Consider the following 13604-nt stretch of genomic DNA (forward strand, 5'->3'; position numbering starts at 1 on the left):
CGGATAATTGTTGCAGTTAAATCGGGGAGACCGCCTAAACGGTCTCCCCGATTATTTCTCTGCACCGGCTGCGGTTTCCAAAGTGATGGACGGCAAGCGTGAGCAGCAGCAGGAGGATGGTGCCTTGCAACAGAAAGAAGGCGCCCAGTTTGACCACGGCAAATCCGGCCCAGACATAGCGAATGAGCCATCCACAGACAAGGTCGGCGGAAAGGGAGAAGGCCAGCGTGCAGCCCAGCCACCGTTTGTAGTTGCTTCTCAGCGGGGTGAAGGCGAGCAGGTGGCAAAAGACCAGGTAAAAAAGGGCCATCGAAAATAGGTGAAAATGGGTGATTTCCAGCAGCCCGGAAAGGCTGCGGGGATTCATGAACCGATCGGGATCGCCGAGATAATAGCGGGCGACCGAGCTGGGGGTAAACCCAAGCTTGAGAGCGAACATAACGGTTCCGGTGACGCCGTGAAACAGGGTGTAGAGATAGCAGAAGCCGAGGATTGCACCGGGGAGGGGACGACTTGGGCTCGCGCTGGTTAATTTCATATTCAGTTCTCCCCGGGGAGGAAGGCGGCCATGGCGGTCGTTCTGCGGACCTGGCGCAGGACCGCCTGGGTGGTGAGGGTCGCTCCGGTGATGCCGTGAAGGTCCTTGCCGAGGCGCAAGTCCATCACCCCGCTTCGCCCGGCGAACTGGCCGAGCCAGCGCGGCGAAGGGGAGTATTCCGAGGGCTCGAAGAAGGCTAAAACTTCGACGAAGCAAACGCTGAGATCGGGATTGAGGACCACCAGCAGGGTCGCCGGTTGCGTGCGTACCGGCGCAGACTCGATGGCGGCGATACCGAGCCGGCGACCCTCCAGGTAACCTATGTAAAAGGTATAAAGGGAAGTGTCGCTGGCGGTCCCGGTCACCCGTTCATACGCCTGGCGTTGGGTTGCGGTGAGATAAAGATGGATGGCTTCGATGTGCTCTGCCTCCGGAAAAGCTTGCTGCAAGGCTTCCTCCCGGGAGTGCAGACCCTGGGCGGGTGACGTGCCGGCCATCAGGACCAGAAGCAGGGCGACCCTAATCAGACTTTTCATGCGCAGGCTCCAGATCCGGGCACCGGCAGGCTGCTTTCCAGCCGGTGCCCGGGGATATTCGGTGGGTGGTCAGAAGATGAAACCGAGTCCGAGGTTGATTTCGCCAGGGGCATCGGCCTTGGCCTGGAGATCGAACTTACGATAGTCGGCCTTGAGAACCACCTGAGGGTGGGGCTTATAAGAGAGGCCGGCCACATATAGTTCGACATCCTCGCTGCTCCCCTGGTAGTCGATCTTTTCGACCCGGACAAAGGGCGCCAGGTACTGGCCGGAGCGGGGGGCGAGCCAGGCAAGCAGGTCATAGGCAAGTTCGCCATAGCCGGCCATGGCCTGACTCGGTACGCCATTCAACAGGCCGGTCTCATCGATGCGGAGCAAGGTCGCCAGGCCCTTTACCTCCAGGCCGGAGTGCCGGGCCTGGAGGTGTGCTTCGTAGAGCTGGGTAAAGACGTCCGGGTGCTGACCGCTGAATTCGCTCCCTTGGCCGGAGTTGCCGAGGTAAACACTCGCCCCGAGATCGAGGCCGAGGAGTGGCTGGAAGTCGAGTCTGGCGACCACCCCCCAATCCTCCGCGGTCGCTTTGCTCCCCTCCTGCCGCCCCCCGCGGATGCCGGTGGCATTGAATCCGGTCGCGTCGAGTCCGGTCACCAGGTAGAGTTTGTAATCGATGCCGTCGGCGAGGGTGCCAAAGGCACCGACACCGAGTTCCCGCCAGGTTGCCGGGATGACCTGACGTTCCACCAGCGGACGGTCGTTGCCGTGAAACTGGGTCGGTTCGTGCTGTTCGTTGGTGATGCCGACCGGTACCAGCATCAGGCCGGCGCGCAGGTTGATCTTCTGCTGAAGCAGGAAATCGAGCTGCGCGAACTCGACCGCGACCTCCCCTCCTTCTTCTCCCCCTTCGATCTTGGCGTGTTCGAATTCCAGTTCGGTGTTGAGAACAATTTTGTCGCTGAACTTGTAGCCGGTGTAGAGGATCAGCCGAACCAGGTCGGCACGGTCCTTGGCTGTCCCCTGGTCGTCCGTGTAATGGGTATATTTCGCTTCGCCGTAGCCGCCGACCGAAAGTCCCCGGCCGAGCTGGTAGATCCTTGAAGCGGCAGGCCCGGAACCGTAGATAGAGACATATTGGGGCTCTGCCACGGTCGCCTCGTTCTTCAGTTGCTGCAATTCGGTCGTCACAAGATCGAGCCGACGTTCGAGTTCGTCGACCGTGGCGGCCCCGCTTGCGGGGGCGAGGGAGAGCAGTGCCAGCAGCGCCAGCGCTGCGGTAAGTCCGGATTTCATGCGAGTCTCCTTGGTTTGAAATAGTAGTGGACAGGGCGATTGGCGGCTGGGCCCGGCTGCCAATCGGGGTGAAAATGAAAACGAGTTTCAGAAAATACTGAGGCGGTCGCGCCATGTCAAGGGGAAAATGAAAACCGTTTTCAAATAGGCTGAACTTTAGTCTGGAGGTAATACGGGCTGAAGCGGGTGGGAGGCGAATGAATCAGTCCCGGGGGAGAGAAGAAAACGGAAAATCGAGAATTTTGATCTGCATCATGTTTGTTTTCCCTGGCGGTGGTTATTCTGCAGCCACCTACAGCAAAGGGAGAACGCCATGGACCTGAAAAGCGATATCGGCAACAGCGCCATCAAGGATGTCATCATCGCCCATCCCCGCATCGGGGAGATCCTCAATCACTACGAGATCGGCTGCGTCACCTGCGGCGTCGGCATCTGCCTGCTCAAGGACGTCGTCGCCATCCACGCCCTCGGCGCCGAGATCGAGGCGCAGATCGAGGCTGAAATCAACAGCTACCTGGAAACGGCCGCCTGAGCGGCTTCGGGTTTAAACCAGTCACGAATCATCCATTTACCGATTTCAAAAAGGAGAACCACCATGAGTAATCTTGCCTGCGGCTGCCCCGGTTCCCATGTCCGGACCATCGAAAAGAAAGAAACCAGCAACGAATCGAGCGGCCGCATCGCCTCGGAGTTGCGCCAGTGGCCGACCCAGCTCCACCTGGTGCCGCCAACCGCCCCCTGGCTGCGCAACGCCGAGTTGCTGATCGCCGCCGACTGCACCCCCTTCGCCTACGCCGAATTTCACCGCGATTTCATCAAGGGGAAGGTACTGGTCAACGCCTGTCCCAAGCTCGACGATACCTCCCCTTACGTGGAGAAGCTCGCCGCCATCATCCGCCACAACGACCTCAAGTCGGTGACGGTGACGATCATGGAGGTTCCCTGCTGCCGCGGCCTGGCGCTGATGGCACAGCAGGCGATAGCACAGTCGGGCAAGGAGGTGCCGCTGGAGATCGCCGTGATCGGCGTCGACGGCGAGCGGAGGAGCTGACCATGGACGAGAAGATCAACGTCACCGCCGTGATGGTCGAGGAACACCGGCTGATCCTGCGCATGATTGCCCTGGTCGAGGGCAACACCGCCCTGCTCGCGGCGGGGAAGTTCCGCGACTGGCAGTTCTACTTCGACGCCGTCGATTTCATCCGCAACTATGCCGACCGCTTTCACCACGCCAAGGAGGAGGATGTCCTCTTCCGCGAGTTCCTCGCCAACGGCATGCCGAAGGAGCACTCGCCGGTAGCGGCGATGCTGATGGCCCACGACCAGGGGCGCGCCTTCGTGCGCGGCATGGAAGAAGGAGCACAGAAGGCGCTGGCCGGAGAAGTCGGACAGGCCGACGCGATTGCCGAGAACGCCCGGGGCTACGCAGCGTTGCTGCGCGATCATATCGACAAGGAGGACCAGATCCTCTACCCCTTGGCCGAGCGCACCCTGCCGGCCGCGGTGCGGCCGCGGATGCTCGCCGACTACGCCGCCGCCGAAGCGGCCAGTCCCGATCTGGAGGCGAAATACCGGCAGCTGGTCGAGCGCTACGAGGCGCGGCTGGCGGCGTGAAAAGGACCCGTCCTGAGCGATGAGGAAAAAAGGGCGGCCCCCGGAGGATTCCGGGGGCCGCCCTTTTTTTGGGGACCTGGCGGGAGGAAATCAGCGGGGCAGGTCGCCACCATTCACCAGCTGGGCGAGGCGTTCCCGTTCTCTGGCGAGCTGTTGCGCGGCACTGCTGTCCCCACTCGCCCGATAACGGGTGGCGAGGTCGTCGAGAAGCTGGATGGCCAGTGGATATTCGGCGCCGGCGCTGGCGACGGTGAAGGCGCGCTGGAGCAGCGCCATCGCCTCTCCGGGAGATTGACGCAGGTCGGCGGCGCGGGTCAGCCCTTGCAGGTCGGCGGCGATGCGCGGACAGAGCCCCGCCTCCTTGTCGAGGGCGAGGGCCTGGTTGAATTCAGCTTCGGCGCCGACGGCCTGGCCGCCGGCCAGGGCGATCTCGCCGAGCAGGCGGTGGGCGTTGGCCCGCTCGGCCAGTTGCGGCCCCGCGAGTTCGGAAAGGGCCCGGGTCGCCGCCGCGGCAGCCTGGTCCCGCTCCCCCTGCAGCAGCAGGATGCGCGCCACCAGGTTGCGGGCGCGGCCCCGTTCCGCCGCCGGTGCCGTGGCGAGGGCCTGTTGCGCCCAGACCAGCGCGACGGCCGGTTCTTCACGGTCGAGAAGCAGCAGCGCCTTTTCAAAGCGGAGCTCCGCCGCCAGGGCCGGATTATCAGGATTGAGCGCCAGGGCGCGCTCGATGTGGGTGGCGGCCGCCTCGCTGTTCCCCCCGCGGCGCTCGAGGCGGGCGATATTGACCAGGCTTTTGACCACGCCAGGGGTATCCTCGATGGCGGCGTATCCGTCCAGCGCCCGGTTGAAGGCGGCGAGGGCGATCCGCGGCTTGCCGCGGCTCTCGGCCTCGATCCCGCGCCGGCTTTCGGCGACGGCGGCCTGCAGGGCCGGCGATTGGGGGGGGCTGGTGCTCGCGCAGCCGCTGAACAGGAGCGCCAGGAACAGCAGTACGACCCTGCCGGCAGCCGGCCCGAAGCCCGTGGTCTCCCTATTCATGACTGTCTCCCGGCAACAGCAGCGGCTTCTCCTGCGGCAGGTTGCCGCGGATCAGCCAGATGTCCTGCACCGCACCGATCACCTGCCGGGCCTCCTTGACACTGCCGTCGACTTCGGCGAGAAGCTCGGGAATCTGCGGCGCCGCCTCGGTCGCAACCTGGCGCAGGGTGCAGGAAGTTGCTTCGAGGTTGCCGAGAATCCGATCAAAACGCTGCAGCAGGTCCGGCAAACTCGTTTCGACCTCGCCGACCACGCGGTCGACATTCCCCAGCGTTGCCTCGAAAGCGTGGAGCGAATCCTGCGAGTGGCCAAGAATCGAGGCAGCCTTGTCGATGGTCAGGTTGAGATTGTCGACGGTGGTGGTGAGCTGGCGTCCCGCCTCGCCGCGGATCGTCTTCAAGTCGTTGCTGAGGACCTGGATGTTGCGCAGCGATTGCTTGAGATCCCCGTCCGGGTCGTTGATATATGCGATGATCTCGGCGACTTCGATCAGCACCGGTTTGACCTTGTCGGCGATCTCGGCGGCCTGTTCCTCAAGGGACTTGGTCTTTTCAAAGGTGAGCAGGTCGCCGTCCTCGAGCATGGGCTGGTCCGGGGAGCCGACGCTCAATTCGATGATTTCGTCGCCGACCAGACCCTCCTTGGCGAGGCGCGCTACCGAGTCGGCGCGGATCCATTGCTGGTACTTCCTGGCGATCTGCACCTGGATGTCGACCCGGGCGTCCTGGTTGAGGGCGATATCCTCGATCCGGCCGATGCGAAAACCGGAGAGCTTGATCGGCATGCCGGCGGCGAACCCGGTCCCCTTGTCGACGGTGAAGTGCAGCAGATACTTGGGGGTGAACAGGTCACTGGCGGTGCCGATATAGAAGACTGCTCCCAGGCAGGCGGCCAGCGCCAGCGCCAGGAACAGGCCGATCTTGGTTTCCAGATGGCGAAACCTGGTATCGACCTCCTCGATCATGGCTGCAATCCCTTCGTCAGGTAATGGACCTCGGCCTCGGGAAGGAGGCGGGGCAGACCCGGGTCCGAAGTAAGAAAGAGGGAGGTCCTCCCGGCCTTCTCACCGTGAAAGCTGCGGGCGATGTCGAGCAGGAGGTTGCGCTCCCGCTGGTTGAGGCCGAACAGGAGCGATTCGTAGATCATCAGGTCGGGATCGAGAAGAAGCGCCCGGGCGAAGCCGACCTGCTTGCGCTGAAACAGGTTCATCAACCCCGGCAGTGCCATCTCCTGCCCCTGGTAACCGACCCTGTCAAGCGCCGCGCGCCCGGCACTCGCCAGGGTCTCCCGCGAGAGTTTGCGGTGGTAGAGGGTCGGCAGGAGCAGGTTCTCCCAGGCCTTGAGGTTGGAGATCAGGCCACCGGCGGCGGCGACGGTGCCGATGCGGCGGCGCAGCTCCCGACCGTCCCGTTCGTTCAGTCTGCCCGGTTCCCGTTCGAAGAGTTCGACCCGCCCCTGTGGCGGCAGGACCAGGCCGAGCAGGAGCCGGGCGAGGTCGCTGTTGTATTCATCCTTGGGCGTCAGGATGACCGCCATCCCGCCTGCCGGGACGCGGCAGTTGAAGGGGGCGATCTCCTCCCACCCGCTGAGGTTTTCGAGAACCAGGGTATCGGTCATGGTTCGCTCTGCCTCCAGGGGGCCCTAGCCGGCATGGAGATACTGGAAGGTCAGGGTCACGATCCCGTCGAGAACGAAGACCAGAAAGAGACTGTGCATGACGCCGAGAGTCGCCGCCTGCGGGATCATCGTCGCGCTGCGGCCCACCGCCAGTCCCTGCTGGCAGGCGGCGGCGGTGATGAAAAGCCCGAAGAGAAGGCTCTTGACGGCGCTCATGGCCAGGTCCTGCAGGGTGAGGGCGGCGTAGAGCCCCTGGGAGAACTGTTCCAGCGGCAGGTGCCAGCCGAAGGAGGCGACCAGCACCCCGCCGAGAATCGCGCCGGCCTCGAAATAGACAGTCAGGGCGAAGACGGCAAGCATGCCGCCGAGAATCCGCGGGGTCGCCAGGTAGGCGATCGGGGAGATGCCGAGTCCCAGCAGGGTCTCGACCTCGCCATTGAGCTTCATCGTGCCGAGTTCGGAGGCGATTGCTGCACCGCTGCGGGCGATCACGATCAGGGCGGTCAGCATCGGCCCGAGCTCGCGCACGACGGTCCAGATCAGGACCTTGCCGGTGAGGGAGGCATTGGCGCTGCCGACCAGGAGCATCACCTGGGCGATGATGACGGTGCCAATCGCCATCGAGATAACGATGATGACCTTGGCCGACTCGAAGCCGGTAAAGTAGATCTGCTTGAGCAAAACCGGGGTGGTCGCCTGGTTGCGCAAACCCGCCACCCCGGACAGGGCCGCCAGGATCAGTCGCAGGGTTGCCAGAAGCTGGGATGTTTTTTTCAGGGCCCAGTGGCCAAATGTGGCAAAGAAGGTCACAGGCAGTTTCTCCCGCGGCGACCGGCCGGAGCGCGTAGATGGGGGCAACTCGTCGATTATAGGGTATCTGCCCGGGGAATCAACCGTGATCTGCAGGTGGGCGGGGGGCGACGGCGCGGCCGACCGAGCAGAAGATGCCCACGACGCAGAGCCCGCAGAAGACCAGGAGGGCGCTGCGCATGCTGCGCAGGAAGTCGGGGAGGGTTTCGGCGGCGATGGGCCGGTCCCCCATCAGCACCGAGAAGATGATGGTGATGATCGTCATGCTGGTCATCATCCCCAGGGTGCGCATGCTCGCCGAGAGGCCGGTGGCGACGCCGAGGTAGCGCGGGGCGACCGCCCCGAGGATGACACTCATGTTAGGGGAGGAGAAGAGGGCGAAGCCCAGGCCGAGCAGGGTGAGCAGGGCGAGGATCAGGCCGAGGGGCGAGCTGGCACTGACGCTGGCGGCAAGCCCGAGCCCGGCGGCACAGAGGGCCATGCCGGCGGTCGCCACCCAGGGGGCGGGAATGCGGTCGGAGAGCCGTCCGCAGGCCGGCGAGAGGAGACTCTGGGTCACCGGCTGCAGGATCAGGATCAGGCCGGCCTGGCGTGGATCGAAACCCTTGACGTATTGCAGGTAGAGGCTGAGGAAGAAGGTGACGCCGAAGGTCGCGGCGTAGTTGAAGAGGGCCGCCAGGTTGCTCAGGGCAAAGACCCGGTTGCCGGTGAGCAGGGTGATGTTGAGGAGCGGAAAGGGGCAGCGCCGCTCCAGTGCTACGAAGAGGGCCAGGACGATAACACCCAGCCCGAGCAGCCCCCAGGCCCAGTACCCCTGTTCGAGGTTGGAGGCGCCGCTGATCAGCAGCAGGATGCCGGCGGCGTAGACCAGGCTGCCGCGCCAGTCGAAGGGTTCCCCTTTCGCCTCGGCCCATTCGCCGCGCAGTTTGCGCAGCGTCACCAGAAAGGCGGCCAGGCCCAGGGGCACGCTGCAGTAGAAGATGGCGCGCCAGCCGAAAGCGGCGACCAGGGTGCCGCCGATCAGCGGTCCGCAGGAGATGCCGGCGTAGACCGCCGCCACCGCGATGCCGAGCGCCTTGCCGCGCTCGGCGCCGGGAAAGACCGAGACCACGATCGCCAGGGAGGTCGACATCACCATTGCGCCCCCCATCCCCTGCAGGAAGCGGAAGGCGATCAGCGATTCGATCGACCAGGCCTGGGAGAGGAGCCCGCCGGCGAGGGTGAAGAGGGCGATGCCGTTCTGGAAGACGCGGCGCCGGCCGTGGATGTCGCCGAGCCGCCCCATGGTAAGCAGGAAGATTGAGGCCGAGAGGACGTAAGTCGTCTCCACCAGCCCGAGCTGGCGGGCGCTGGCGGCGAACTCCCGGCCGATGGCCGGCAGGGCGACGCCGACCGCCGACATCATGAAGGGCATCAGGAAATGGGCGGTACAGACCACCAGCAGGGTGGCGCTGCGGGAGACGGTTTGCGACATGGGCGCTTCCTGCGGCGAGATGGAATGGCGCCCACCTTAGCACGGCGCAGGGCAGGGGGAAAGGGGGAGGTGTGTTCCGGAACAGAGATCGGGTTCACGGGCGCTGGGAGGCTGGTCCGGCCCGCAAAGCGCAGGCCGGACCCTGGTGGGGTTACAGTTCCGGGCTTTCATCGCCGTGGCGGTGGCGCTGGCCCGGTCCCTTGTGCAGCAGGGGGCGCAGTTTCTCTGCCAGAACGCGCTGTTCGGGGGTGAGGATCGCCTGAATGTTGTGATACTAGTGCAGGCCCCCTCCATAGATACCGGACCATCCGGTATCCTTTGAGAAACAAGAAACCCTCTCAAAGAAAGGAGCCTGCACCATGAAATTCTACACGAAACAGCACCAATTCTATTGCGGCGTCGATCTGCATGCAGACGCCATGTACGTCTGCATCCTTGATGCGACCGGCGAGGTGGTGGTTCATCAGAACATCCCGACCAAACCGAAAAACTTCCTGCGACTGATCAAACCCTACCGCTCCGGCATCGTGGTCGGCTGCGAGTGCATGTTTACCTGGTACTGGCTGGCCGATCTGTGCACCGAGCAGGAGATTGACTTCGTCCTCGGTCATGCCCTCTACATGAAGGCAATTCACGGCGGCAAGGCCAAGAACGATCGCATCGATTCCCACAAGATCGCCGTACTGCTGCGCGGCGGTTCTTTTCCGCTGGCCTATACCTACCCCAAGCCGATGCGGGCGACGAGGGACTTGCTGCGCCGCCGCAATCATCTCGCCCGCAAACGGGGCGAACTCTTCGCCCACATCCAGAACACCGCCACCCAGTACAACCTCCCCGAGCCGCTGGGACGTATCGCCAAACCGAGCGAGCGCGGTGATCTGCTCAAAAAGTTTCCCGATTCGGTGGTACGTCGCATGGTCGAGGTCGACCTGCTCACCATCGAACATTACGAACAGCTGCTGGATCGACTGGAGCGGGAACTGGAGCGCATCGCCACCGGTCATGATCCGATCAACCTGGCGCTGCTCAAATCGATTCCCGGGGTCGGCAAGATCCTCGGCATGGTGATGCTCTACGAGATCGAGGACATCGCCCGCTTCCCCCGCGAGCAGGACTTTGCCTCCTATTGCCGGCTGGTCAAGCCGGGCAAGGAATCGAACGGCAAGCATTATGGCCATTCGGGCAAGAAGATCGGCAACGCCCATCTGCGCTGGGCTTTTGGCGAGGCCGTGGTGCTGATGCTCAAAGGGAACAAGCCGGCTCAAACCATGCTGCAACGCCTGGCCAGCAAGCACGGCAAGGGGAAAGCCCTGGCCATCCTGGCCCATCGTCTCGGTCGTGCCGTCTATTACATGCTCAAAAATCAGGTGCCCTTCGACCAGGACAGGTTCCTGCGCAAGGCCGCCTGACGCGGAGGGGGCGGATCAGCCAGACCGTCTAACTGGAGGCAACCACAGCGGCGAGATAAGCTCGGCGGCCATAAGCAAGCGCAGACTTCTGGGCCAACAGCCCGACTTGGGCCGCATCATCCGCCAACTTCCGCCAGCCGGTTTGTTTTGATTGGAGGTCCGCCCCGCTCCAACAGCTTGCGCGATGGTCCAAAGGGCCCGCGCCGGATTCTGCCCCTTCCCCGATCCCGCACCTAACTGCGGCCATCGGCACCAAGATGGACCTCGCTATTTTGATTGGGACGGCATGAGGGCACGAGCGTGATTCCAGGCGGCAGGGAGAACCAGGTCGACAAAGACCGGCCCCTGCATCAAGAGCCTCGATAAGTGTTTGGAGCAGAATTCGTCTGCAGCCAGAAGAGAATCCCAAGCCGGAACCCGGTTGGCTCTTAAGTGATCAGTCGCATGTCAAAGAACGGGAGGGAAAACCTTTTTCGTTATCGGACTTTTTTACCCTTGACGGCCGGGGGCCTGATAAGTGTTGGGCGCGGGCGTGGCTGACAAGGAGCTCGGTGCGGTCGGCCACCTGGCTGGCCGCCAGGGCGCGGACCGCGGATTCGTCGAAGGTTTCCGCCGTGACCGCCTGGTGCATCTGTTCGCGGTTGGCCCGTAGCCGCTCCCGCAGCGGGGCGTTGGCGGCGCGCTCCGCCTCGATGAGTGCGGCGATGCTCGCCTGCTGCTCGGCGCTGAGACCGAGGATTTCGGCCATGCGCTCCTGGCGCTGGTCCCGCCCTTCGCCCTGGCGGCGTTCGTTTCCTGGCTGCGCGGCGTTCGCCGCGAGGGGGAGGAAAGAGCCACCGACGAGGGTGGCGGTGAACAGCAGGATCGGTAACAACGATTTTTTCATGGCGCAATCTCCTTGGTTGTGGGGTCGCGGTTCGACCCGATAGGATGCTTTTGCGGTGCGGTGACGTCGCTCCGCTCCACCTGAGTTGAGTCAAGGCTAGGCACCGAATGCGCAGCAATTGTGGAAGAAATGTGAAAAGGCGAGGTGGAGCGGGGCGAAGGGATATTTTTTCCGCTGCAGGTGTGGTAGGAGAGAGGTGAAGCAATTCCTATCCCGGAGACCATGATGCTGAAGTTAGGAATCCGATACCGTCTCTTTCTCGCCATGCTCGCCGCTACCGTGGTGGTCGTCGGTTGCATGTACGTCATCGTGCAGTGGAGCTTCAACCGCGGATTCCTGCAGTATATCAATACCCTGGAGGAGGAACGCCTGGAGAGCCTCGCCGGGGAGCTGCAGCAGGCCTATGAACGGGAAGGGGGCTGGGATTTTCTGCAGCGTGATCCGGCCGCCTGGTTGCGCCTGATGGTCGGCACCCTGCCGCCGGGAACGGTCGACAGTGAGCGGCTGCAGCGCCTTGAGCGGCGCCTCGAGCGCCGTGCCGAGCGCGGCCAGCCGCCGCTGCCGCGGGAGGGTCCGCCCGGCCTGGAGCAGCGCTTTGAATTGCGGGTGCTGCTGCTTGATGGCGACCGGCAGCCGATCTTCGGTCCACCCGCGCCGCCCGACCTCAACCTGCGCCCGCTGCGCCAGGGTGCGCAGGTGATCGGCTATCTCGGTCTGTTGCCACGCCAGGGCCTGGCCGATGCCAGCCAGCTCCGTTTCGTGCGCCAGCAGCGCCTCGGCCTGGTGCTGATCGCGGGTGTCATGCTGCTGGTCTCCGCGCTCCTCGCCCTCCCCCTCGCCAAGCGCCTGGTGCGCCCCCTCAAGGCGCTGGCGGCGGCGACCCATCGCCTCGCCGCCGGCGAATACGGCACGCGGGTCGCGGTGACCTCCCGCGACGAGCTCGGCCAGCTCGCCGCCGACTTCAATGCCCTCGCCCTCACCCTGGAGAAGAACGAAGCGGCGCGCCGCCAGTGGGTGGCGGATATCTCCCACGAGCTGCGCACCCCGCTGGCGATCCTGCGCGGCGAGATCGAGGCGCTGCAAGACGGCGTCCGCCAGCCCGGTCCGGCGACAATCGGTTCGTTGCACAGCGAAGTGCTCCACCTCGGGCGACTGGTCGACGACCTTTACCAGCTGTCCCTCTCCGATCTCGGGGCTCTCAATTACCGCAAGCAAAAGCTCGACCTGCGCACGCTGGTGGAAACGGTGGTCGAGGGCTACCGCGACGCCTTCGGGCGCAAGGAGCTCTCTCTGGTGGTGACGCTGCCGCCCGGCCCGGTTCCCCTCTTCGCCGACGGAGAACGGCTGTACCAGCTCCTCGGCAACCTCCTCGAGAACAGTCTGCGCTATACTGACCCGGGGGGGCGGCTCGCCGTCAACCTCTCGACTGCGGGGGCGCGGGCCACCCTCGACCTTTTCGACAGCGCCCCCGGGGTCGCGTCCGCCGATCTCGACAAGCTCTTCGACCGGCTCTACCGCGGCGAAGGCTCGCGCAACCGGGCCAGCGGTGGCGCCGGGCTCGGACTGGCGATCTGTCGCAATATCGCCGAGGCCCACGGCGGCAGCATCAGCGCCCGGCCTTCGCCCTTCGGCGGAGTCTGGATCCAGGTGGAACTGCCCCGCGCCGGAGCGAGCGCATGAACGACACCATCCTGATCGTCGAAGACGAACCGAAACTCGCCGCGCTCCTCGCCGACTACCTGCACCAGGCCGGCTTTGCCAGTGAGCGCCTCGATAACGGCCTGGCGGTGGCGCCGCGGGTGCGCGCAGCGGCGCCGGCGCTGGTCCTGCTCGACCTGATGCTGCCGGGTCGCGATGGACTGGAGGTCTGCAAGGAGCTGCGCAGCTTCTGTGCGGTGCCGATCATCATGGTGACGGCTCGGATCGAGGAGATCGACCGCCTGCTCGGCCTCGAACTCGGCGCCGACGACTACATCTGCAAGCCCTTCTCGCCGCGGGAGGTGGTGGCCCGGGTCAAGGCAGTGCTGCGCCGGACCGGCGAGGGGCGGGACGGGGTGGACGCGGGGCTGATCCTCGATCCCGAGCGCTACCGGGCTACTCTGCACGGCCGCGACCTCGGGCTGACTGCCCTGGAGTTCAACCTGCTGCAGTTCCTCTTCGCCCATCCCGGGAGGATCTTCTCCCGCCAGCAGCTCATGGACCGCATCTACCATGACCAGCGCATTGTCAGCGATCGCACCATCGACAGCCATATCAAGAAGCTGCGGAAAAAAATTGCCGATATCGATACCACGGCCGAGCTGGTTCATTCGGTGTACAGTGTTGGCTATAAATTTGAATATTGATACAATCCGCGAAATAAGGCAGCGACAACCCTTTGGAAAGCATCTATTTTTGG

General features: G+C 64.1%; 15 protein-coding genes. 6 read left to right on the forward strand and 9 right to left on the reverse strand.

The window, feature by feature from the left end:
* Nucleotides 1-34: 34 nt before the first annotated feature.
* The 3 genes from DBW_RS04905 to DBW_RS04915 all read right to left on the reverse strand — a co-directional run bounded on the left by DBW_RS04905 (nucleotide 35) and on the right by DBW_RS04915 (nucleotide 2361).
* Complete coding sequence (locus tag DBW_RS04905) at nucleotides 35-538, reverse strand: hypothetical protein (RefSeq protein ID WP_066725088.1); 504 nt, start codon at nucleotides 536-538, stop codon at nucleotides 35-37.
* Between the two features lie 2 nt (nucleotides 539-540).
* Nucleotides 541-1074, reverse strand: a complete 534-nt coding sequence (locus tag DBW_RS04910) for an FMN-binding protein (RefSeq protein WP_066725091.1) — start codon at nucleotides 1072-1074, stop codon at nucleotides 541-543.
* Between the two features lie 69 nt (nucleotides 1075-1143).
* Nucleotides 1144-2361, reverse strand: coding sequence for a hypothetical protein (locus tag DBW_RS04915; protein WP_066725094.1), 1218 nt, complete (start codon nucleotides 2359-2361; stop codon nucleotides 1144-1146).
* A 313-nt stretch (nucleotides 2362-2674) separates the two neighbouring features.
* Here DBW_RS04915 and DBW_RS04920 point away from each other — a divergent pair, with 313 nt between their 5' ends.
* From DBW_RS04920 to DBW_RS04930, 3 genes are all read left to right on the forward strand, one after another.
* Entirely contained in the window at nucleotides 2675-2893 is a 219-nt protein-coding gene (locus DBW_RS04920; RefSeq protein ID WP_066725096.1) for a hypothetical protein, read from the forward strand.
* Nucleotides 2894-2956: 63 nt separating this feature from the next.
* The gene (locus tag DBW_RS04925; protein WP_066725098.1) at nucleotides 2957-3412 is read left to right on the forward strand and encodes a hypothetical protein; all 456 of its coding nucleotides are present in this window, start codon (nucleotides 2957-2959) and stop codon (nucleotides 3410-3412) included.
* Between the two features lie 2 nt (nucleotides 3413-3414).
* Entirely contained in the window at nucleotides 3415-3975 is a 561-nt protein-coding gene (locus DBW_RS04930) for a hemerythrin domain-containing protein (RefSeq protein ID WP_066725101.1), read from the forward strand.
* Nucleotides 3976-4065: 90 nt separating this feature from the next.
* On the opposite strand, the gene DBW_RS04935 is transcribed toward DBW_RS04930, so the two are convergent.
* From DBW_RS04935 to DBW_RS04955, 5 genes are all read right to left on the reverse strand, one after another.
* On the reverse strand, nucleotides 4066-5010 hold the full coding sequence (locus DBW_RS04935; protein ID WP_066725104.1) for a tetratricopeptide repeat protein: 945 nt from the start codon (nucleotides 5008-5010) through the stop codon (nucleotides 4066-4068).
* Nucleotides 5003-5974 (reverse strand): MlaD family protein, encoded by a 972-nt coding sequence (locus DBW_RS04940; RefSeq protein ID WP_066725107.1) that lies wholly within the window; start codon nucleotides 5972-5974, stop codon nucleotides 5003-5005. The genes DBW_RS04935 and DBW_RS04940 overlap by 8 nt, the downstream gene beginning before the upstream one ends.
* Nucleotides 5971-6627 (reverse strand): ATP-binding cassette domain-containing protein, encoded by a 657-nt coding sequence (locus DBW_RS04945; protein WP_066725110.1) that lies wholly within the window; start codon nucleotides 6625-6627, stop codon nucleotides 5971-5973. Before DBW_RS04945 ends, DBW_RS04940 begins: the two co-directional genes overlap by 4 nt.
* A 24-nt stretch (nucleotides 6628-6651) precedes the next feature.
* The gene (locus DBW_RS04950) at nucleotides 6652-7437 is read right to left on the reverse strand and encodes an ABC transporter permease (protein WP_066725112.1); all 786 of its coding nucleotides are present in this window, start codon (nucleotides 7435-7437) and stop codon (nucleotides 6652-6654) included.
* A 79-nt stretch (nucleotides 7438-7516) separates the two neighbouring features.
* The gene (locus DBW_RS04955; RefSeq protein WP_066725114.1) at nucleotides 7517-8911 is read right to left on the reverse strand and encodes an MFS transporter; all 1395 of its coding nucleotides are present in this window, start codon (nucleotides 8909-8911) and stop codon (nucleotides 7517-7519) included.
* A 359-nt stretch (nucleotides 8912-9270) separates the two neighbouring features.
* Between DBW_RS04955 and DBW_RS04960 the strand changes: the two genes are divergently transcribed.
* Complete coding sequence (locus tag DBW_RS04960) at nucleotides 9271-10320, forward strand: IS110 family transposase (protein ID WP_066723639.1); 1050 nt, start codon at nucleotides 9271-9273, stop codon at nucleotides 10318-10320.
* 436 nt (nucleotides 10321-10756) lie between these two features.
* On the opposite strand, the gene DBW_RS04965 is transcribed toward DBW_RS04960, so the two are convergent.
* The gene (locus DBW_RS04965; RefSeq protein WP_066725116.1) at nucleotides 10757-11206 is read right to left on the reverse strand and encodes a Spy/CpxP family protein refolding chaperone; all 450 of its coding nucleotides are present in this window, start codon (nucleotides 11204-11206) and stop codon (nucleotides 10757-10759) included.
* Nucleotides 11207-11428: 222 nt separating this feature from the next.
* Between DBW_RS04965 and DBW_RS04970 the strand changes: the two genes are divergently transcribed.
* Together DBW_RS04970 and DBW_RS04975 are read left to right on the forward strand one after the other, a co-directional pair.
* On the forward strand, nucleotides 11429-12886 hold the full coding sequence (locus tag DBW_RS04970; protein ID WP_335339863.1) for an ATP-binding protein: 1458 nt from the start codon (nucleotides 11429-11431) through the stop codon (nucleotides 12884-12886).
* On the forward strand, nucleotides 12883-13551 hold the full coding sequence (locus DBW_RS04975; RefSeq protein ID WP_066725118.1) for a response regulator: 669 nt from the start codon (nucleotides 12883-12885) through the stop codon (nucleotides 13549-13551). Before DBW_RS04970 ends, DBW_RS04975 begins: the two co-directional genes overlap by 4 nt.
* The last annotated feature ends 53 nt before the right edge of the window (nucleotides 13552-13604 follow it).

Origin of the sequence: Desulfuromonas sp. DDH964 (assembly GCF_001611275.1) — a bacterium.
Classification (GTDB): Bacteria; Desulfobacterota; Desulfuromonadia; order Desulfuromonadales; family DDH964; genus DDH964.

What these genes read in the sequence shown, in the direction of transcription:
- DBW_RS04935 (WP_066725104.1), bottom strand. Translation starts at nt 5,010, where the DNA reads ATGAATAGGGAGACCACGGGCTTCGGGCCGGCTGCCGGCAGGGTCGTA.
- DBW_RS04955 (WP_066725114.1), bottom strand. Translation starts at nt 8,911, where the DNA reads ATGTCGCAAACCGTCTCCCGCAGCGCCACCCTGCTGGTGGTCTGTACC.
- DBW_RS04925 (WP_066725098.1), top strand. Translation starts at nt 2,957, where the DNA reads ATGAGTAATCTTGCCTGCGGCTGCCCCGGTTCCCATGTCCGGACCATC.
- DBW_RS04920 (WP_066725096.1), top strand. Translation starts at nt 2,675, where the DNA reads ATGGACCTGAAAAGCGATATCGGCAACAGCGCCATCAAGGATGTCATC.
- DBW_RS04965 (WP_066725116.1), bottom strand. Translation starts at nt 11,206, where the DNA reads ATGAAAAAATCGTTGTTACCGATCCTGCTGTTCACCGCCACCCTCGTC.
- DBW_RS04970 (WP_335339863.1), top strand. Translation starts at nt 11,429, where the DNA reads ATGATGCTGAAGTTAGGAATCCGATACCGTCTCTTTCTCGCCATGCTC.
- DBW_RS04930 (WP_066725101.1), top strand. Translation starts at nt 3,415, where the DNA reads ATGGACGAGAAGATCAACGTCACCGCCGTGATGGTCGAGGAACACCGG.
- DBW_RS04905 (WP_066725088.1), bottom strand. Translation starts at nt 538, where the DNA reads ATGAAATTAACCAGCGCGAGCCCAAGTCGTCCCCTCCCCGGTGCAATC.
- DBW_RS04960 (WP_066723639.1), top strand. Translation starts at nt 9,271, where the DNA reads ATGAAATTCTACACGAAACAGCACCAATTCTATTGCGGCGTCGATCTG.
- DBW_RS04975 (WP_066725118.1), top strand. Translation starts at nt 12,883, where the DNA reads ATGAACGACACCATCCTGATCGTCGAAGACGAACCGAAACTCGCCGCG.
- DBW_RS04915 (WP_066725094.1), bottom strand. Translation starts at nt 2,361, where the DNA reads ATGAAATCCGGACTTACCGCAGCGCTGGCGCTGCTGGCACTGCTCTCC.
- DBW_RS04910 (WP_066725091.1), bottom strand. Translation starts at nt 1,074, where the DNA reads ATGAAAAGTCTGATTAGGGTCGCCCTGCTTCTGGTCCTGATGGCCGGC.
- DBW_RS04945 (WP_066725110.1), bottom strand. Translation starts at nt 6,627, where the DNA reads ATGACCGATACCCTGGTTCTCGAAAACCTCAGCGGGTGGGAGGAGATC.
- DBW_RS04940 (WP_066725107.1), bottom strand. Translation starts at nt 5,974, where the DNA reads ATGATCGAGGAGGTCGATACCAGGTTTCGCCATCTGGAAACCAAGATC.